Source organism: Streptomyces brasiliensis, assembly GCF_014647875.1.
GTDB lineage: Bacteria > Actinomycetota > Actinomycetes > Streptomycetales > Streptomycetaceae > Streptomyces > Streptomyces brasiliensis.
Genome location: NZ_BMQA01000005.1, coordinates 18,973 through 38,891 on the forward strand (window position 1 = coordinate 18,973; position 19,919 = coordinate 38,891).

The window sequence follows — 19,919 nt, forward strand, 5'->3', positions numbered from 1 at the left end:
GGACCCCCGCGCAGGCCTCTTCGGTGACGGGTCAGGCGACCAGCGCCCGCCACGTGTTGGCGCCGACGATGCCGTCGACGGTGAGGCCGTGGGAGGACTGGAACGAGCGCACCGCACTGTCCGTCGCGGGCCCGAAGACACCGTCCACGGTGAGCGCGAACCCGTGCGCGTTCAGCTGGCCCTGCACCGCCTTGACAGCCTGTCCGCTGGACCCCTGACGCACGGTGACGATGAGGGCCTGCCACGTCTGGGGGCCGACGACACCGTCCACGGAGAGGCCGCTCGCGGACTGGAAGGAGCGCACCGCGCTGTAGGTCGCGGGCCCGAAGGCACCGTCCACGGTCAGCGCGGCGCCGTGCGCGCCGAGCAGGTACTGCACGGTCTTGACGCGCTCACCCGTGGCGCCCTGCTGCACGGTGGGCCAACTGGCGGTCGGCGGCGGCGTGTAGCTGCCGCGCGCGAAGGCCTGGAGGTCGCTGAGGGTGCCGTTGAAGGTGTCCTGGTCGCCGGGGAAGACACCGGAGTCGGCGTACTGCCAGATGGTCTGGCTCGACCAGCCGGCCGGCAGCGTGCCGGGGCTGCTGGAGTAGCGGGCGATCCACAGCGGGTTGGTCGCGCCGAAGCTGCTGTTGTTGCCGGTGCAGGTGGTCCACCAGTCCGTGGTGGTGTAGATCGTGGGGTAGCGGCCGGTCTTGGCGCGCACCTCGTCGCTGAAGGCCCGGATCCAGGACACCATCGCGCTCTGGCTCAGCCCGTAGCAGGTGGCCCCGTACGGGTTGTACTCGATGTCCAGCGCGGGCGGCAGCGTCTTGCCGTCTGCGCTCCAGCCGCCGCCGTGGCCGACGAACCAGTCGGCCTGCGCGACGCCGCTGGAGTTGCCGGGCAGCGCGAAGTGGTAGGCGCCGCGGATCAGTCCGGCGTTGTACGCGCCGCCGTACTGCTGTGAGAAGGAAGGACTGGTGTAAGTCGTCCCTTCGGTGGCCTTGACGTACGCGAAGGCGGCGCCGTTGTTCCTGACGGCCGTCCAGTCCACGCTCCCCTGATACCCGCTCACGTCGAGCCCGGCGGGCCCGGTGCTGACGGCGGCGGAGAACGTCTCGGCCTTCGGCGACGCCAGGCCGAGGCGCTGCAGCCCGGAGCCGGCGTGGTCCTCGTCGGGGTGGGTCATGCGCACCGGCGTCCCCTGCTCGCCTGTGACCGGTTCCGGCTCGGTCCGGGCGAAGGCGGCGGCGGGCTGGAGGAGCAGCAGGGCCAGCAGGACGGTGAGCAGGCCGGCGGCGGTGGTGAGCGCGCGGGCGCGTCCGATACCGGGTCTGAAGCGGGAAGCGCTGCGAGCGTGCATGGGTGTTCCTCTCCGGGTGGGGTGGGAGAAGGGTCAACGCGCGTAAACCGTACGAGCTGACTTGTCATGCCCGCAACAGTCTGGATGTGAACAGCGCGCTGCGCCCAGGGCAACGTATCGGTCGGTGCGCAAGGATGGGGGTATGCCGAACCGACTCGCGCACGAGACGTCCCCCTATCTGCTCCAGCACGCCGACAACCCCGTCGACTGGTGGCCGTGGTCGGACGCGGCGTTCGAGGAGGCGCGGAGGTCGGGCAGGCCGGTTCTGCTGAGCGTCGGGTATTCGAGCTGCCACTGGTGCCATGTCATGGCTCACGAGTCGTTCGAGGACCCGGCCACCGCCCGCTACCTCAACGAGCACTTCGTCAGCGTCAAGGTCGACCGAGAGGAACGGCCCGATGTCGACGCCGTCTACATGGAGGCCGTGCAGGCCGCCACCGGGCAGGGCGGCTGGCCCATGACCGTGTTTCTCACTCCCGACGCCGAGCCCTTCTACTTCGGGACCTACTTCCCGCCCGCGGCCCGGCACGGCATGCCCTCCTTCCGGCAGGTGCTCGATGGGGTGCGGCAGGCCTGGAGCGAGCGGCGCGACGAGGTGACCGAGGTCGCCGGGAAGATCGTGCGGGATCTCGCCGGGCGGGAGATCGGCTACGAGACCGCCCAGGTGCCTGGCGAGGAAGAACTCGCGCAGGCGCTGCTCGGGCTCACCCGGGAGTACGACCCGCAGCGCGGCGGATTCGGCGGGGCGCCGAAGTTCCCGCCGTCGATGGTCATCGAGTTCCTGCTCAGGCACCATGCGCGCACGGGGTCCGAGGGTGCGCTGCAGATGGCGCGGGACACCTGCGAGCGCATGGCCCGCGGCGGGATCTACGACCAGCTCGGCGGCGGCTTCGCCCGGTACTCGGTCGACCGCGACTGGGTCGTGCCGCACTTCGAGAAGATGCTCTACGACAATGCGCTGCTGTGCCGCGTCTACGCCCATCTCTGGCGCGCCACCGGCTCGGATCTGGCGCGCCGGGTGGCGCTGGAGACCGCCGACTTCATGGTGCGTGAACTGCGCACCACCGAGGGCGGGTTCGCCTCCGCGCTGGACGCCGACAGTGACGACGGGAGCGGTGCGCATGTCGAGGGCGCGTACTACGTGTGGACGCTCGAGCAGCTTCGTGACGTCCTCGGCGAAGATGCCCACCTCGCGGCGCATCACTTCGGGGTGACCGAGGAGGGGACCTTCGAGCACGGGCAGTCCGTTCTCCAACTGCCCCAGGATGAAGGTGTCTTCGATGCCGAGAAGGTCGCTTCCGTCAAGCGGCGACTGCTCGAGGCCCGTTCGTCGCGTCCCGCGCCCGGCCGGGACGACAAGGTCGTCGCCGCCTGGAACGGGCTCGCGATCGCCGCGCTCGCCGAGACCGGTGCCTACTTCGACCGGCCCGACCTGGTCGAGGCCGCGGTCGGCGCAGCCGATCTCCTCGTACGGCTGCATCTCGACGACCACGCGCGGCTGGCCCGGACCAGCCGGGACGGCCATGCCGGTGCCAACGCCGGGGTGCTGGAGGACTACGGCGATGTCGCCGAGGGATTCCTCGCGCTCGCGTCCGTCACCGGCGAGGGTGTCTGGCTGGAGTTCGCCGGGCTGCTCCTCGATCATGTGCTGGCTCGCTTCACGGACCCCGAGTCCGGCGCGCTGTACGACACGGCCGCCGACGCCGAGCGGCTCATCCGCCGGCCGCAGGACCCCACCGACAACGCCGTCCCGTCCGGCTGGACCGCCGCTGCGGGCGCCCTGCTGAGCTATGCCGCCCACACCGGGTCCGAGCCTCATCGCACCGCCGCGGAAAGGGCGTTGGGCGTGGTGAAGGTGCTCGGGCCGCGCGCTCCGCGGTTCGTCGGGTGGGGACTCGCCGTCGCGGAGGCCCTGCTCGACGGGCCCCGCGAGGTGGCCGTGGTCGGGCCCGATCCGACTGACAAGGCGACAAGGATCCTGCACCGTACGGCACTTCTGGGCGCTGCCCCCGGTGCGGTCGTCGCCGTCGGGACCACGGACAGTGACGAGTTCCCTCTGCTGGCCGACCGGCCGCTCGTCGACGGTGAACCGACCGCTTATGTCTGCCGTAACTTCACCTGCGATGCCCCGACGACCGACCCGGAGCGGCTGCGCACGGCGCTGAGCGGCTGAAACGTCCGGCGGAGCACGTTGCGCGGACTGCCGGAATCAGGCAGCCGTTCGGATGGATCCCGCTACCCGCACCGCCGTTACGAAACACGTTATTTATCGGAAGAGCGCCCCGGCTTCACGATTTCCCCCTAGTCTCTCCACAGTGCCGCGGCAGTGGTGACTCACTGTCGCGTCAGGGGGGGCATCTGGGGATCTGGGGGGGATCTTTTGCTGACGTCTGTCTTCATCGCTGCCGTTTCGCTGGCCCTGTTCTGGATGGCGGCCTTCACCCTGTGGTGGCAGATGCACGCGTGGCGCACGCCCGAGGTGCTGGCCTCCACCCGCTTCAGCAGACCCGACGGGGACGAGCACGTGTCCTTCTCGCTGCTGCTGCCGGCGCGCCATGAACAGGCCGTGCTCGACCACACCATCCAGCGGCTCCTCGAGTCCACGCACACCGACTTCGAGATCATCGTGATCGTCGGGCACGACGACCCCGAGACCACGGCGGTGGCCGAGCGCGCCGCCGGGCGCGACCCGCGCGTCCGTGTGGTCGTCGACACCCACGAGAAGAAGAACAAGCCGAAGGCCATGAACACGGCGCTGCCGCACTGCCGCGGCGACGTCGTCGGGGTCTTCGACGCCGAGGACCAGGTCCACCCCGAGCTGCTCGCCCACGTCGACCACGCCTTCCGGACCACCGGCGCCGATGTGGTCCAGGGCGGCGTCCAGCTCATCAACTTCCACTCCAGCTGGTACAGCCTGCGCAACTGCCTGGAGTACTTCTTCTGGTTCCGCTCCCGGCTGCATCTGCACGCGCAGAAGGGGTTCATCCCGCTCGGCGGCAACACCGTGTTCGTCCGGACCGGTGTGCTGCGGGAGGCCGACGGCTGGGACCCGCACTGCCTCGCCGAGGACTGCGACCTGGGGGTGCGCCTGTCCAGCGTCGGCAAGAAGGTCGTCGTCGCCTACGACTCCGACATGGTCACCCGCGAGGAGACGCCCGGCAGTCTCATGTCGCTCCTGAAGCAGCGCACCCGCTGGAACCAGGGCTTCCTCCAGGTCTACCGGAAGAAGGACTGGCGACAACTCCCGGGCTACGGGCAGCGGTTGCTCGCCCGCTACACCCTGATGACGCCGTTCCTGCAGGCCTTCTCCGGTGTGATCATCCCGCTCAACGCGGCCATCGCGCTCTTCCTCGACGTCCCCGTCGGGGTCGCGTTCCTCACCTTCCTGCCGCTCGTCACGGCCGCCGTCACCTTCGTCTTCGAGGTGGTCGGGCTGCACGACTTCGGCAAGCAGTACGGCCTGCGCGTCCGCCTGGTCCACTACGTGAAGCTCATCGTGGGCGGCCCCTTCTACCAGGTCCTCCTCGCGGGGGCCGCCGTGCGTGCCGTATGGCGTGAGCAACGCGGCCGGAACGACTGGGAGTTGACCACTCACGTCGGCGCGCACCTCACCGCGGCCGAGCCGATCCGAGAGGACGTTCCCGCGTGACCTCCACCCTCCCCGCGGTGACCGCTCCGAAGGTCCCCGCGCAGGACACACCTGTCCCTGAAACGCGTGCGACGGGCCGGACCACCCCGCCGGTACGCCTCCGCTCCTCCCGGCCCGACCTCCTGCTGTGCGGCGTCCTGCTCGCGGTGATCCTGGTCGTGCAGGGCTGGAACATCTCCGACTACCCGTCCCTCAGCGACGACGAGGGCACCTATCTCGCCCAGGCCTGGGCCGTCCAGGACGGCAGGGGCCTGGCCCACTACACCTACTGGTACGACCACCCGCCGCTCGGCTGGATCCAGATAGCCCTGCTGACCTGGATCCCGTCGGCGATCGACCCCGGTGCGATGACCGTGGGCACGATGCGCTTCGCGATGCTCGTGGTCAGCGGCGTCAGCGCCGTCCTGGTGTACGTCCTCGGCCGCCGGCTGTCCCTGCCCCGCTGGGCCGCCGGCCTTGGCATGGTTCTGTTCGGTCTTTCGCCGCTCTCCGTCGTCCTGCAGCGCGAGATCTTCCTCGACAACATCTCCGTGATGTGGCTCCTGCTCGCGTTCTGCCTCGCGGCGTCGCCAAGCCGGCATCTGTGGCACCACTTCGGCGCGGGACTCGCCGCCGCGGCGGGCGTGCTCACCAAGGAGACGATGCTCGTCGTCCTGCCCGCCCTGTTCGTCACCATGTGGCGGCACAGTCACCGCGACACCCGTAAGTTCGCGCTCACCGGCGCGGTCACCGCCTGTGCCCTGATCGGCTTCTCGTACCCCCTGTTCGCCCTGCTCAAGGGCGAGTTGCTGCCGGGCAGCGGCCATGTGTCGCTGTGGGACGGGATCACGTACCAGATGTCCCGGCCCGGTTCGGGCTTCATCCTCGACACCTCGTCCGGGTCGTACGGCGTGCTTCACTCGTGGCTCTACTACGACCGTGTCCTGCCCCTCGGCGGCCTCGCCGGGGCGCTCCTGCTCCTGGCCACCTGGCGCTGGTCGGTCACCGCCCGCGCGCTCGCCGGGCCCGCCCTGACCGTGGCGGTCCTGGCCGCGGTCGCGATGCGGCCGAACGGCTATCTGCCCGCCATGTACGTGATCGGCGCCCTGCCCTTCCTGGCCCTGGTCCTCGCCGGGGGCGCCGCCTCTGTCGCCCACCTCGTGCTGCGCAGGCGGCGGGCGGCGAGCGAGCGGCGGTATGTCACGGGCGGCCGGTACGCACTTGCCGCGGTGCTCGCCGTCGCCGCGGGCGCCTATGTCGTCCCGCACTGGTACGACGGTGACCGCACCGCCGTCACCGTCGACGCCAACAAGCCCTATCGGCAGGCCTCGACGTGGCTCAGCACCGAGGTCGACGACCCGCAGGACACCCGTGTCCTCGTCGACGACGCCCTCTGGCTGGACCTCGTGCACGCCGGGTACCGGCCCGGACTCGGCGCCATCTGGTTCTACAAGGCCGACCTCGACCCCGCGGTCACGAAGACCATGCCGCACGGCTGGAAGGACCTCGACTACGTCGTCGCCTCGCCGACGGTACGGCGCGACGCGCGCGACCTGCCCAATGTCCGGGCAGCGATCCAGCACTCGACACCGGTGGCGACCTTCGGCGCCGGGGACGACCGCATCGAGATCCGGCACATCGAGACAGCCACCGCGGGAGGCCGGCGATGAGCAGCCACGAGTACGCCGTCCCGGACGAGCTGCGCGATCCGGTCGTCCGGGCCGCCAACGCGGGTGTGCCGGAGGGGCGCGCCGGTGTCGAGGTGGCGAACGCGCGGAGGCCCGAAGGGCTGAGCACGATCGCCGCCTCGGCACCGGCTGGAGCGCCCCGGAGGCGAAGCGAGCCATTGAACGCAGTGCCTGAGCCCGGCGCCGTCACCGTTGTCGTGCCCACCTTCAACGAGTCCGCGAACATCCGCCAACTGCTGCACCGGATCACGGAGTCGGTGCCGTCCCGGCTGCCCTGCGAGGTCGTCTTCGTGGACGACTCCACCGATGACACGCCCGAGGTGATCCGGCAGGCGGCGCAGGACTGCCCGTTCCCCGTGGCCGTGCTGCACCGCGAGGAGCCGGTGGGCGGGCTCGGCGGGGCGGTCGTCGAGGGGATGAAGGCGGCGGGTTCCGAGTGGATCGTCGTCATGGACGGCGACTGCCAGCATCCGCCGTCCCTGGTACCGGAGCTGGTCGCCACGGGTGAGCGGGCGAAGGCCGGGCTCGTGGTCGCCTCCCGGTACATCAAGGGCGGCAGCCGCGCCGGGCTCGCCGGCAGCTACCGCGTGGCCGTCTCGCGCGGCGCGACCTGGCTGACCAAGTCCCTGTTCCCGCGCCGGCTGCACGGCATCAGCGATCCGATGAGCGGCTTCTTCGCGATCCGGCGCAGCGCGGTCACGGCGGAGGTGCTGAAGCCGCTCGGCTACAAGATCCTCCTCGAACTCGCCGTACGGAGCAGGCCCCGCCGGGTCGCCGAGGTGCCGTTCGTCTTCCAGGACCGGTTCGCCGGGGAGTCCAAGTCGACCGCGAAGGAGGGTTTCCGCTTCCTGCGCCATCTGGTCGGCCTGCGCACCTCCTCGCCCGTCGCCCGGATGGTCGCCTTCGGTCTGATCGGCGCGTCGGGCTTCGTGCCGAACCTGGTCGGCCTGTGGGCGCTGACCGCGCTCGGTACGCACTACGTCCCCGCCGAGATCCTCGCCAACCAGCTCGGCGTCGCCTGGAACTTCCTGCTCATCGAGCACCTGCTGTTCCGCGACCGGCGCATGCACCGCCGCTGGTGGGACCGCGCGGGCCGGTTCACGCTGCTGGCCAACGCCGACCTGGTGCTGCGTATCCCGCTGATCGCCCTGCTCGTCGGCCGGTTCGGGATGGGCGCCCTGTCGTCCACCGCGCTCGCGCTGGTGACGACGTTCGTCCTGCGCTTCGTGGCGACCGAGGCGCTGGTGTACCTCCCGTGCCGCCGCCCGATGAAGCAGCGTTCGCACTGCAGCTAGGAGAGCCGTGTGACCAAGTACCGCAGAAGAACCGCGCTGGCCGGGGTGGGGGCCCTGACCGCCGGTCTGCTCCTCACCTCACCCCAGTCCGCGGAGGCCGCCAATCTCATCAAGAACGCGAGCTTCGAGACGGCGGGACCGGACGACATGCCGTACTGCTGGGAGAAGTCCGGCTGGGGCGACAACGACTTCGGCTTCGAGACGACGGCCGACGCCCACTCCGGCACCAGGGCCATGAAGGTCACGCTCACCCGCCGGGTCGACGGTGACCGCAAGGCACTGATCACCGAGTCGGCGGAGTGCGCGCCGGTGGTGTCGGCGGGCAAGCAGTACGACCTGTCGCTCTGGTACAAGTCGACCACGCCGGACACGTCGGTCACCCTGTTCCGGCACGACGCGACGGCGGGCTGGCAGTACTGGACCGATCTCAAGACCCTGGACATGGCGGCGAGTTGGACCCGGGCGAGCGTCCGTACGCCGGAGGTCCCGGCCGGCACCGACCGCATAACCTGGGGCGTCTCGGTGTACGGCACCGGGTCGGCTACCACCGACGACTACAGCATGGAGCAGGTCCCGGACACGCTTCCACCCGCCCAGTGCACCGGCACGAACGATCAGTGCGCGAACGGCAGTTGGTCGGTGCTGCCGACGCAGAACCCGGTCCGCTCCATGCACTCCGTCGTCCTCAACAACGGCAAGGTGCTGCTGATCGCCGGGTCCGGCAACAGCGAGGAGCAGTTCGCCACCGGGACGTTCACCAGCGCCGTCTACGACCCGGCGAAGGGCACCTACAAGGTGATCCCCACGCCGAAGGACATGTTCTGCGCCGGGCACGTCCAGCTCCAGGACGGACGGGTGCTGGTGATGAGCGGCAACCTGGCCTATCCCTCGGCGGACGGCTCGCACGGCTACGAGGGCTTCAAGGACTCGTACATCTTCGACCCGGCCACCGAGACGTACAGCAAGACCAACGACCTCAACGACGGCCACTGGTACCCCTCGGCGACCGAGCTGGGCAACGGTGACGTCATCTCCTTCGGCGGGCTGCGCGAGGACTCGACCGGTTCGGTCACCGCCGAGCTGTGGTCGGACGCGCAGCAGCAGTGGCTTCCGCTGTGGCAGGTCAACCAGACCTGGTCGTACTGGGGGCTGTACCCGTCGATGATCCTGATGCAGGACGGCCGCCTCTTCTACTCGGGCAGCCATGTCTTCGGCAACAACATCCCGGGCACCGGCAGCGCGATCTACGACTACGGCGCCAACACGATCACGCAGATCCCGGGCTTGCAGAACAAGGACGAGCGGGACCAGTCGGCCAGCGTGCTGCTGCCCCCGGCGCAGGACCAGCGGGTCCTCACGATCGGCGGCGGCAACATCGACTCCAACCCGGACGCGAACCGGCTGACCGACGTCATCGACCTCAAGGACGCCGACCCCTCGTACGTCGCCGGGCCCCCGCTCCCGCAGGGCACCGTCGACCTGGGCAACGGCCCCCAGCCGGAGACCGGCAACCAGGGCAAGATGTACGTCTCCGCCGTGCTGTTGCCCGACGGCACGGTCCTGGAGACGGGCGGCGCGCTCCACAACCGCGCCAACCCGGTGTACGAGTCGTCGATCTACGACCCGCAGGCCGGCACCTTCGACCCGGTGGCCGCCGACCCCGAGGCCCGCGGCTACCACTCGTCCTCGTTCCTGCTGCCCGACGGCCGGGTGATGTCGACCGGCGACAACCCGGGCAACGGCACCTGGAACCACAACGTGTCGATCTACACCCCGCCCTACCTCTACAAGGGCACCCGGCCGGCGATCACCTCGGTCATCGACAGCGAGTGGACCTACGGCGACACGCAGCGGATCACGGTCGACCGGCCCATCGCCAAGGCCGAGCTGATCCGCCCGGCCGCGGTCACCCACTCCTCCGACCCGAACCAGCGCTTCGTCGACCTGCCGCTGACCGTCGACGGCAACAACGTCGACCTCAACGTGACGAGCAACCCCAACCTGGCCCCGCCCGGCTGGTACATGCTCTTCGCGGTCGACTCCAACGGGGTTCCGTCGGTGGCGAAGTGGGTGCACCTCCAGGGCCCGGCCGCGCTGAGCGCCGCCGACGCCTCGGCCCACGTCCATTCCTTCGCGAACTCCCCGGAGGGCAAGGTCTCCGAGCCCGGCAGGAAGAAGACGTCGCAGAAGGTGAGCACCACGATCTCCGGCTGCGACCGTCACTACGGCTCGGCCAACGTGTGCGTGCCGACCGTCTTCCCGTCCCAGGTGAAGAAGACGACGGCGGCCCGCTGCACCTGGCTCGCGCAGAACGACTACGGCCGGCTCGAGGTCAACGGCACGGACGACCCACTGCGCCTGGACCCGGACAAGGACGGAATCGCCTGTGGAAAGGGCGATGTGGCGAAGCGTTAGTTCTTGGTCGCGAACTCCGCCAGGGCGCGTACCACGATGGCCTCCAGCTGCTCGTGGTGCGCGCCCTTCCAGTACGCGCGGCCGCACGCGGTGCACTGCGCGAAGACGTCGTACGACCGCTGCGTGCCGCCCTTGAGCTGGTCGGCCACCTCGTCCTTGGTGGCGTCCTTCAGCACTCCGTTGCACGCGGTGCAGCGGGTCCAGGGACGCAGCTCGGGGGTGAACCGGTCGAGGACGTCGCGGAGTTGGTCGTCGGGGCTGGTGCTGTAGACATAGCCGCCCGCCCACAGTTCGCGGCGGCGCAGCAGGCCGCGGTCGCGGCTGAGCATGACCCGCTTCTCGGCGGCCGAGCGGGCGGCGAGGGCCGGGTCGCCGATGTCCGTCGACTCGTACGCCGTGTCCACCCCGAGCAGCCGCAGCCTGCGGGCGAGCGTGCCGAGGTGGACGTCGAGCAGGAACCGCAGGGGTGCGCCGGGCACCCGTTGGGGGCGCTCGACGGAGCGGACCTCCACCGAGTCGCCCGCGACGGGGACGTACGACGTCGGCACCTCGCGGCCGTCGACCCACAGCGATCCGACCTCGGTCAGCGGGACACCGACGGACTCGACGACATGGCCGAGCGTGGAGACGCCGTCGGTGGCGAGCGCGGTGGCGCCCCGGCGCCGCCCGTTCGGGACGAAGAGGGCCAGGTCGGGTGCGAACCGCACATGGATCTCGGGACCGTTCACCCGGCCAGGATGGCACGGGAAGAGCCGCCGGGGCTCAGGGATTTTCGGTGGGCAGGCCCTGCCCCAGGACGTCCAGGGCCCGGTCCACGAGATCGCTCAGCTCGCCCTGGAAGTCGTTCTCTGCCCAGTACAGGGAGACCTCCATCAGGCCGCCGATGAGGGACATCGCGTAGACGCGCACCTCGAGGCCGTCCGGGTCCAGGCCGGTGCGCTCGGCGATGGCCCCGCGGAGCAGCCGCCCGGTCTCCGACATGCTCTCGAACATCCGGGAGCGGACTGCGGGGACCTGGACCCCGAGGTGCGTCCGCAGGCGGAGCACCTCGGGGTCCTCCTCCTGGCTCGCCGCGAGGGCCCTGCGCATGATGTGGCGCAGCGAGTCCATCCACGGCTCGTCGGCGGGCCGTGTGCGCAGCTCCTCGAGCATCAGCGGGTCGTACTCGTCCGTGAGGACGATGTCCTCCTTGGTGGGGAAATACCGGAAGACGGTCGACGGCGACACCTCCGCCCGCTCGGCGATCTGCTCGATCGTCGTGGCGTCGTACCCCTGCTCCCTGATCAGCTCGTACGTCGCGGTGCGGATCGCCTCGCGGGTCTTGATCTTCTTGCGTTCCCGCAGGCCCAGCCGGGGGCCGTCGGTGGGGGAGAGGGGGGAGCGTGCGGCCGTCATGGGGTTCATTGTCGGGCATCCGCCACGGGTGAGACCACGTCGGGGGCGTCGCCGTCCGCGGGCCGCTCGGGCGCCCCGCTCGGCAGGAAGGCCGCCGCCAGCAGCGCGGCGACCAGGGCGGTGACACCGCACACCAGCAGGGTGACGCCCATGCCGTGGACGTACGCGCTGTTCGCGGAGGCCACCAGGTGCGCCGAGCCCAGCTTGTCGCCGATCAGGTGCGCGGCGACCACGGAGTCCCCGGCGGTGTCGGCGGCCCGCGTGGGCAGCCCCGTTACGTCGAGGCGGTCGCGGAAGACGCCGGCGAGGAGGCTGCCCAGCAGGGCGATGCCGATCGCGGCGCCGACCTGGCGCAGCGTCATCAGCAGCCCCGACCCGCTGCCGGCCCGGTCGCGGGGCAGGGCGGCGAGGGCGCCGTCCATCGCGGGCACGACGGAGAAACCGAAGCCGACGCCTGCGATGGAGAGCCACAGCGCGGTGAAGCCGTAGCCGGAGTCCACCGTCGTACGGCTGCCGAGCAGCGCGGCGAAGGCGAGCACCACCAGGCCCATGCTCACCACGGCCCGCGGTCCGAACCGCGCGACGACCGGCTGCCCGGCCCGGGCGGCGACCAGCAGCCCGCCCATCATCGGCAGCAGCCGTACCCCGGTGCCCAGGGCGTCATGGCCGAGGACGGCCTGGAGATACGGGGGCAGCAGGAACAGCAGGCCGGACAGTACGAACATCACCAGGGTCGCGGCGAGTGTGTTGAACAGGAAGCCGCGGTGGGCGAGCAGTGTCATGTCGAGCATGGGGTGTGCGGCCTGGCGTTCGCGCAGCACCAGGGTGGCGAGCAGCACCACGGCCGCGCCGAACATGGCCAGGACGAGCGCGTCGCCCCAGCCGCGGTCGGGGGCCTCGATGATCGCGTAGACGAGGGCGCCGAGCCCGGCCGCGGTGAGCGCCGCGGACAGGACGTCGACCTTGGGGGAGGCGGGGTCGCTGGTCTCCGGGAGCAGGAACACGCAGGCGGCGATGCCGATCGCGGCCATCGGGACGTTGACCAGGAAGACCGAGCCCCACCAGAAGTGGTTCAGCAGCCAGCCGCCGATGATCGGGCCGAGCGGCAGGCCGAGCGCGGAGGCGGCGGAGATGATGCCGACGGCCTTGGTGCGCTCGTCGGGTCCGAAGAGCGAGGGCAGCACGGAGAGCGCGAGAGGGGTGACCAGTGCGCCCCCCACGCCCATGAACGCCCGCGCCGCGACGACCCAGTTGACGTCTCCCGCCAGCGCGCCCACCAGCGAACCGGCGAGGAAGAGCGTGAGCCCGGCGATCAGCATCCGGCGCCGGCCGAACCGGTCGCCGATGAGACCCGCGGGCAGCATCAGCGCGGCGAAGACGACGACGTACGCGTCCGCCATCCACTGCTGTTCGCCCGTGGTGGCGCCGAGATCACCGGCCATGGTCGGCAGCGCCACGTTGAGGATCGTCAAGTCGAAACCGAGCGTGAGCATGCTCGCGACCAGGGCCCCGAGGGCCCACCACCGGCGCCGGTCAGGGTGCGCACCCTGAGCTTGATTGACAGTAACCATGAAATGAAAGTAACCCGCAAAAGATGGCGTCCGTCAATGGGGATACGCTGTCAGGGCATGAAAAACGGCCACGGCTGGGGCGCCGTGGCCGGAAAGGAGCTGGTCGGACCGGTTACGCGTGCTGGTACGCCACCAGAGAGATGCCGACGTAGTGGACGACGAAGGCGGCCAGGGTGAAGGAGTGGAACACCTCGTGGAAGCCGAACCAGCGCGGTGACGGGTTGGGTCGCTTGATGCCGTAGATCACGCCACCCGCGCTGTAGAGGAGACCGCCCACGATCACCAGGACCAGGACCGCGATGCCGCCGGTGCGCATGAAGTCCGGCAGGAAGAAGACGGCCGCCCAGCCCATCGCGATGTAGCAGGGGGTGTAGAGCCAGCGCGGGGCGCCGACCCAGAAGACGCGGAAGACGATGCCCGCGGCCGCGGCGGCCCAGATGCCCCACAGCAGCCACTGCCCCTTCGCGCCGGGCAGGAGCAGCATCGTCAGCGGGGTGTAGGTGCCCGCGATGATCAGGAAGATGTTGGCGTGGTCGAGGCGGCGCAGGACGCCGTCCATCCGCGGGCTCCAGTTGCCCCGGTGGTAGAGGGCGCTCACGCCGAAGAGCAGGCAGGCGGTCAGGACGTAGATCCCGCAGGCGATCCGGCCCCGGGGTGAGTCGGCCAGGGCGGTGAGGACCAGGCCCGCGACGAGGACGGCCGGGAACATGCCGAGATGCAGCCAGCCGCGGAGCTTGGGCTTGACATGGTGCGACAGGGAGTGCGCGACGGATTCGCGGGCGGCGGCCGGCGGCTCCGTGGGCGCGTCGGGGGCGGACGCAGTCATGTCCGGCATCGTACCTACGGAACCGTAAGTTGCGGATGAATGCGGCTGGACGGGCCCTCGACCGCGGCCATCCTCTCATGCGGCGACGGCAAAAAGACCTTCAGGCGAACGCTGTGTGCACGCAAAGAAGCGCAGACAGGGGCCGTGATCGTGGGCTTCCTCACGCCGCTCACCTGTGAGGTCCTCTGGACATATGGGCGACGGAATCGGATGATCAGATGAGTGCGGGCGGCACCGGATGAGCGCACAACAGCGTCCGGGCCGCAGCCCCCACGGGGCAACGAAGTGCATAACAGGACAAAATCCCTCACTTAGGAGCAACCGTGGCGCGCGACATCGCGGCTCCCCCCGTCGTTCCCACCCAGCACCAGGAACTGATCTCCTGGGTCAAAGAGATCGCCGAACTGACGCAGCCGGACAACGTGGTCTGGTGCGACGGATCCGAGGTCGAGTACGAGCGCCTGTGCGAGGAGCTCGTCGCCAAGGGCACCTTCAAGAAACTCGATCCGGTCAAGCGCCCCCACTCCTTCTACGCGGCCTCCGACCCGACCGACGTCGCGCGCGTCGAGGACCGCACCTTCATCTGCTCGGAGAAGGAGGAGGACGCGGGCCCCACCAACCACTGGATGGCCCCCGCCGAGATGCGCGAGGTCTTCACGGGCGACAAGGGCGTCTTCCGGGGCTCGATGCGCGGCCGGACCATGTACGTCGTCCCGTTCTGCATGGGCCCGCTCGGCTCGAAGCTCTCCGCGATCGGCGTCGAGATCACCGACTCCGCCTACGTCGCCGCCTCGATGCGCACGATGACGCGCATGGGCCAGGCAGTCCTGGACGAGCTGGGCTCCGACGGCTTCTTCGTGAAGGCCGTGCACTCGGTCGGCGCCCCGCTCGCGGAGGGCGAGGCGGACGTGCCGTGGCCGTGCAACACGACCAAGTACATCTCGCACTTCCCCGAGACGCGCGAGATCTGGTCCTACGGCTCCGGCTACGGCGGCAACGCCCTGCTCGGCAAGAAGTGCTACGCCCTGCGCATAGCCTCCGTGATGGCGCGCGACGAGGGCTGGCTCGCCGAACACATGCTGATCCTCAAGCTCACCCCGCCCACCGGTGAGTCCAAGTACGTCGCCGCCGCCTTCCCGAGCGCCTGCGGCAAGACGAACCTCGCCATGCTCGAGCCCACGGTCTCCGGCTGGACGGTGGAGACGATCGGCGACGACATCGCGTGGATGCGCTTCGGCGCGGACGGCCGGCTGTACGCCATCAACCCCGAAGCCGGCTTCTTCGGCGTCGCGCCCGGCACCGGTGAGCACACCAACGCCAACGCGATGAAGACGCTGTGGGGCAACGCCGTCTTCACCAACGTCGCCCTCACCGACGACGGCGACATCTGGTGGGAGGGCATGACGGAGGAGACCCCGGCCCACCTCACCGACTGGCGCGGCAACGACTGGACGCCGGAGTCCGAGACCCCGGCCGCCCACCCCAACGCCCGCTTCACCGTGCCCGCCGCGCAGTGCCCGATCATCGCGCCCGAGTGGGAGGACCCCAAGGGCGTTCCGATCTCGGCGATCCTCTTCGGCGGTCGCCGCGCCACCGCCGTACCGCTGGTGACGGAGTCCTTCGACTGGAACCACGGTGTGTTCCTCGGCGCCAACGTGGCCTCCGAGAAGACCGCCGCAGCCGAGGGCAAGGTCGGCGAGCTGCGCCGCGACCCCTTCGCGATGCTGCCGTTCTGCGGCTACAACATGGGCGACTACATGGCGCACTGGATCGACGTGGCCAAGGACAAGGACCGGTCCCAGCTGCCGAAGATCTACTACGTCAACTGGTTCCGCAAGAACGACGACGGCAAGTTCGTCTGGCCCGGGTTCGGCGAGAACAGCCGCGTCCTGAAGTGGATCGTGGAGCGCCTGGAGGGCAAGGCCGAGGGCGTCGAGACGCCGATCGGTGTCCTGCCGACGCGGGCGGCCCTCGACACCAACGGCCTCGAACTCTCCGACTCCGACCTCGACCTCCTGCTCACGGTCGACAAGGAGATCTGGCGCGAGGAGGCCGCCCTGGTCCCCGAACACCTCAACACCTTCGGCGACCACACGCCCAAGGAGCTGTGGGACGAGTACCGGGCCCTCGTCCAGCGCCTGGGCTGACGCCCCCGCAGGACTCCGCGGCCGGTCGACTGCCCTGACCAGCGATCGTCACGGCCGGCCGCGGTGCACACCGGCGAGGCCCCGCACAACGGCGTGCGGGGCTGTGGGTCTGTCGCCGTCCACCCCGTCCGCCCCGACGGAAACGGCCGGCGGCAGACCCTCGCCCGCGCCCCCTTGATCACGGATCTTCACGGACCGACAAGCTCGGTACCTGCACGAGGCGTCCAGGACCTCGGTGACGGTCCACGTCACGCGCTGATCCCGCCGCTCCCGCCCCGCTCCTCCAGATAGCGGGTGTGGGTTTCCTGGCGCCGGGCCTCGGTCTCCCGCAGGTCCGCCGCCAGCCGCTCGGCCTCGTCCCGCAGCAGGCCCAACTGGCGCTCCAGATGGCGCTCCGGGGGCTCCTGGCCCGGAGTGAGCCGGGTCCACCAGCGGGTCCGGACGAAGGTGTCGACCGCCTCCGGCAGGTCCTGCCGCACGACCCGGGAGAGCGTGTGCACACCCTCCGGGTCCTGGGCGAGCAGCTCGGCGCCCCAGCCGGGGTCGAGCAGGGCGGCCAGCAGGTCGGTCAGCTCGGTGAGCCGGCCCGCGGCGGCAGGCGGCAGCTCGACGTCGGCGAGGTAGCCGCCCAGTTTCCCGAAGTCGTCCCGTACGGCGTCCAGTTGGGCGGAAGGATCGGGGAAGTCGGGCAGCGGCGGGCGTTCCGGCGGGGCGATCAGCGCGCCCGCGCCGTACAGCCCCGCCACAACGACGGGCCAGTACGGGCCCGCGACTCCCACGAAGGTCAGCGCCAGGCCGGCCAGTCCGCAGGCGGCGCCCGTCAGGTTCTTGCGGGACTCCAGATAGCCCAGGACCTTACTGGTAGCCACGGATCTCCTCGAAGGCGCCGTCGAGCGAGCCCTGCCGGGCGTCGAAGAGGCGGCCGCCGGTCAGGTCGGCGATGTGCGCGAGCTCGGCCCGGTCGGAGTCGCCGAAGAGGATGGGGAACACCGGGGTCTCCCGCTCGGCCGGGGCGAGTCCTCGGTAGAACGCGTCGAAGTCCCCGGCCTTCGCGCCCGTGGTGTTCTCGCCGTCCGTCATCAGCACGATCGACGTGAACGTGTCCTTGCCGCCGCCCAGATGCTCGTACGCCTTCTCCAGCGACGTGTAGATGGCGGTGTCCCCGTCCGCCGTGAGCGCATCGGTGTCCTTGCGGATCGCGGTGAGGCCGCTCTGCGGGTCGGCCGGGCTGACGACGTGGGTGCGGACGCTCTTCACATCCGAGCCGAACGGCATCAGCGTGACCTCCTCGCGCTGCCGGAAGTCCCCGGTCAGCCCGATGAGCGCCTTCTTCAGCCGGTCGAGGCGGTCGCCCCGCATCGAGCCCGAGGTGTCGAGGACGTACACCGTGCGCGAGGGCCGACGCAGCTTGTTCTCGTACGAGTCGAGCAGCCCGTCGGCGACCGAACGGCTGCCGGGGAACGGGAGTTCACGCCGCCGGCCGGTGTCCAGGCCGGCCGCGGGCCGCACCGACGGGACGACCGGGCGGCGGTAGGTGCGCTCGGTGATCAGCTTCTGCACGGCGTCGGAGCGCAGCGCCTCGGTCAGCCTGCGCACCTGCTCGCGGGTGCCGGCGCTGCTGGCGGCGAGGGTGGAGACCGGGTAGTCGGCGGTGACCACGCCGTCCTTGGGGCGGATCACGGTGAGGCCGTCGATCTGCTTGAGGACGGACTCGTAGTTGAGTAGCGCGTCGACGTTGCCGCGCCGCACGTACGCCTGCGCCAGCCAGCCCGAGGAACCGGAGGTCAGTTTCTGCCCCTTGAAGAACTCCTTCAGTCTCGGCGTCGCCTTCGTCACGTCCGCGTCGGTGAGCGCGGACTGGGCGCCGGACAGCGCGGAGGCCACCGAGACCAGCGTGGAGAAACCGGAGTTGGAGCGCGCCGGATCGGTCATGCCGTACGTCAGCTCGCCGTCCTGGACGGCCTGCTCGATCCGGGACCAGGTGACGTCCTCGGGCTTCCAGTGCAGCCGGGCGACCGCGTCCGTCCTGACGCCGATGGCGACCGGGCTCGACATCACCGGCGTCTCGGACACGATCTTCTTCGCGGCGTCCGGGCGCAGCCGCAGATAGTCGTTCGACGACAGCCACAGGGCGTCGTACGCCTGGTCGGCCCCGCCCTTCGCCACCAGGTCGACGGCGTCGAGGGTGCCCATGTAGGTGGGCTTGACCGTGATGCCGGTGTCCTTCCGGACCTGGTCCAGGACGGGCGTCATGTCGCTCAGCTCGCTGGAGGCGAGGACGCGCAGGGTGCCGGGCACGGGCGCGGTGGCCTCCGGCTTGTCGCCGTGGTCCTGGGTGGAGGTGCAGGCGGTCAGCAGGGCGGCGGTCGCCGCGAGGACGGCGAGGCGTCGTCTCACGCCAGGCCTCCGTCCAGGGCGCCGCGCGAGCGGCTGCGCTCCAAGTAGGCGCTGGCGTTCTGGAGTTCGGCGGTGAGGTTCTCGACGGTCGCTGCCATCGCCTCGGTCGCCTGCACCTTGTACGTGTCGATCGCGTCCAGCGTCCGGTAGATCTGCTGGAAGGCGGTGCGCAGCGTCTCGGCGCCCACGGCCGGGTCGGCGGCGATGCGCTGGATCTCCCCGCTCTGCGTGGCGAGCATCTCCGCGTTGCCGCGGATCAGCTCCTCGGTCGTCCCGCGCAGGGCGTTGACCTGCTCGATGACCTTCTTCTGGTTGTCGAGCGCGGAGGCCAGCATCACCGAGATGCGCAGCGCCGAGACGGTCGTCGTGGCCGCCCGGTCGACGCCCTTGATCAGCTCGTCGTTGTTGCGGCGTACGACGTCCATGGCGAGGTAGCCCTGCGCGCACACCGCGAGCTGGGTGAGCAGGTCCTGGTGCTTCTGCCGGACCGGGAAGAGCACGTCCGCGCGCAGACTGTCGGCCTGCTGCGGATCGCCCGCCTCCACCCCGGCCACGTGCTGCTCGACCGCCTTGTCCAGCGCCTCGGTCAGCACGACGTACTCCTGGAGCTTGCCCATGGTCTCCCACAGACGCACCCGCTCGGTCTGCAGCGCCGCGTTGTCGCGCCGCAGTTCGTCCTGACCGCCGCGCAGTGAACCCACGATCTTGTTCAACGTGCCCTGCGCGGAGGCGTACTTGGCCACGTGGTCGCGCAGCTTGTTGCCGCCCGGCAGCTTGGACAGGAACTTGCGCCCCTTGCCCGCGGGCAGATCGCGCGGGTCCAGGTCCTCGACCACCCGCCGCAGTTCGACGAGCGATCCGGCGACCTTGGCCTGCGCGTCCCCGCCCTTGCTCGGCAGGCTGCGCACCGTGCGCTCCAGCATCCGGTTGGACTGCTGGGACGCGGTCCGCATCTCGCCGGCCCCGAGGGCCGTGATCTCGCCGACCTTGCCCGCGAACTCGGGAGAGCGGGCGTCGAGGGCGGCAAGCCCCTGGACGTACTCGGAGGCCTTGCGCGCCATGTCCGTGCGCACGCTGTCGTCGACCGGCACGAGACCGCCCGCCTTCTCCTTCGGCACGGGTGCGACGGCCTCGGGCGGCGTCAGCGTGAACACGTCGTCCCCGCTCAGCGTGTGCCCACTGGTGTTCTGACTGATGTTGTAACTGGTCATTCGT

The 19,919-nt window shown here is 70.3% G+C and carries 14 protein-coding genes; 6 read left to right on the forward strand and 8 right to left on the reverse strand.

From position 1 onward, the window contains the following. Positions 1–31 precede the first annotated feature (31 nt). Positions 32–1,342, reverse strand: a complete 1,311-nt coding sequence (locus IEZ19_RS09500; protein ID WP_189310665.1) for a GH25 family lysozyme — start codon at positions 1,340–1,342, stop codon at positions 32–34. A 142-nt stretch (positions 1,343–1,484) separates the two neighbouring features. Here IEZ19_RS09500 and IEZ19_RS09505 point away from each other — a divergent pair, with 142 nt between their 5' ends. From IEZ19_RS09505 to IEZ19_RS09525, 5 genes are all read left to right on the forward strand, one after another. After that, the gene (locus IEZ19_RS09505) at positions 1,485–3,515 is read left to right on the forward strand and encodes a thioredoxin domain-containing protein (protein ID WP_189310666.1); all 2,031 of its coding nucleotides are present in this window, start codon (positions 1,485–1,487) and stop codon (positions 3,513–3,515) included. A gap of 207 nt (positions 3,516–3,722) precedes the next feature. Beyond that, on the forward strand, positions 3,723–4,991 hold the full coding sequence (locus tag IEZ19_RS09510) for a glycosyltransferase (protein ID WP_189310667.1): 1,269 nt from the start codon (positions 3,723–3,725) through the stop codon (positions 4,989–4,991). Next, positions 4,988–6,640 carry an ArnT family glycosyltransferase gene (locus IEZ19_RS09515; protein ID WP_189310668.1) on the forward strand — a complete coding sequence of 551 codons (1,653 nt, stop codon included), beginning with the start codon at positions 4,988–4,990 and terminating at the stop codon, positions 6,638–6,640. Before IEZ19_RS09510 ends, IEZ19_RS09515 begins: the two co-directional genes overlap by 4 nt. Further along, positions 6,637–7,953: a glycosyltransferase gene (locus IEZ19_RS09520; RefSeq protein WP_229840141.1), complete on the forward strand. Its 1,317-nt coding sequence runs from the start codon at positions 6,637–6,639 to the stop codon at positions 7,951–7,953. The genes IEZ19_RS09515 and IEZ19_RS09520 overlap by 4 nt, the downstream gene beginning before the upstream one ends. 9 nt (positions 7,954–7,962) lie before the next feature. Then, a complete protein-coding gene (locus tag IEZ19_RS09525) occupies positions 7,963–10,368 on the forward strand; it encodes a galactose oxidase family protein (protein WP_189310669.1) in 2,406 nt (801 codons plus the stop codon). Here the strand turns inward: IEZ19_RS09525 and IEZ19_RS09530 are convergent. The 4 genes from IEZ19_RS09530 to trhA form a co-directional block, all read right to left on the reverse strand. Next, complete coding sequence (locus IEZ19_RS09530; RefSeq protein ID WP_189310670.1) at positions 10,365–11,096, reverse strand: Mut7-C RNAse domain-containing protein; 732 nt, start codon at positions 11,094–11,096, stop codon at positions 10,365–10,367. The two genes, IEZ19_RS09525 and IEZ19_RS09530, sit on opposite strands and share 4 nt — an antisense overlap. A gap of 34 nt (positions 11,097–11,130) precedes the next feature. Then, the gene (locus IEZ19_RS09535; RefSeq protein ID WP_444545189.1) at positions 11,131–11,763 is read right to left on the reverse strand and encodes a TetR/AcrR family transcriptional regulator; all 633 of its coding nucleotides are present in this window, start codon (positions 11,761–11,763) and stop codon (positions 11,131–11,133) included. 5 nt (positions 11,764–11,768) lie between these two features. After that, on the reverse strand, positions 11,769–13,334 hold the full coding sequence (locus tag IEZ19_RS09540) for an MFS transporter (RefSeq protein ID WP_189310672.1): 1,566 nt from the start codon (positions 13,332–13,334) through the stop codon (positions 11,769–11,771). Between the two features lie 112 nt (positions 13,335–13,446). Continuing rightward, on the reverse strand, positions 13,447–14,160 hold the full coding sequence (gene trhA, locus IEZ19_RS09545) for a PAQR family membrane homeostasis protein TrhA (RefSeq protein WP_189310673.1): 714 nt from the start codon (positions 14,158–14,160) through the stop codon (positions 13,447–13,449). 323 nt (positions 14,161–14,483) lie between these two features. Here trhA and IEZ19_RS09550 point away from each other — a divergent pair, with 323 nt between their 5' ends. After that, positions 14,484–16,307, forward strand: coding sequence for a phosphoenolpyruvate carboxykinase (GTP) (locus IEZ19_RS09550; RefSeq protein ID WP_189310674.1), 1,824 nt, complete (start codon positions 14,484–14,486; stop codon positions 16,305–16,307). Between the two features lie 248 nt (positions 16,308–16,555). Here the strand turns inward: IEZ19_RS09550 and IEZ19_RS09555 are convergent, their stop codons facing one another. Genes IEZ19_RS09555 through IEZ19_RS09565 form a run of 3 tightly spaced genes read right to left on the reverse strand, consistent with a single transcriptional unit; the run spans position 16,556 to position 19,915 of the window. Beyond that, the gene (locus IEZ19_RS09555) at positions 16,556–17,176 is read right to left on the reverse strand and encodes a hypothetical protein (RefSeq protein WP_189310675.1); all 621 of its coding nucleotides are present in this window, start codon (positions 17,174–17,176) and stop codon (positions 16,556–16,558) included. Then, on the reverse strand, positions 17,163–18,704 hold the full coding sequence (locus IEZ19_RS09560; RefSeq protein ID WP_189310676.1) for a substrate-binding and vWA domain-containing protein: 1,542 nt from the start codon (positions 18,702–18,704) through the stop codon (positions 17,163–17,165). The genes IEZ19_RS09555 and IEZ19_RS09560 overlap by 14 nt, the downstream gene beginning before the upstream one ends. Further along, a complete protein-coding gene (locus IEZ19_RS09565; protein WP_189310677.1) occupies positions 18,701–19,915 on the reverse strand; it encodes a toxic anion resistance protein in 1,215 nt (404 codons plus the stop codon). The genes IEZ19_RS09560 and IEZ19_RS09565 overlap by 4 nt, the downstream gene beginning before the upstream one ends. Positions 19,916–19,919: the final 4 nt, after the last annotated feature.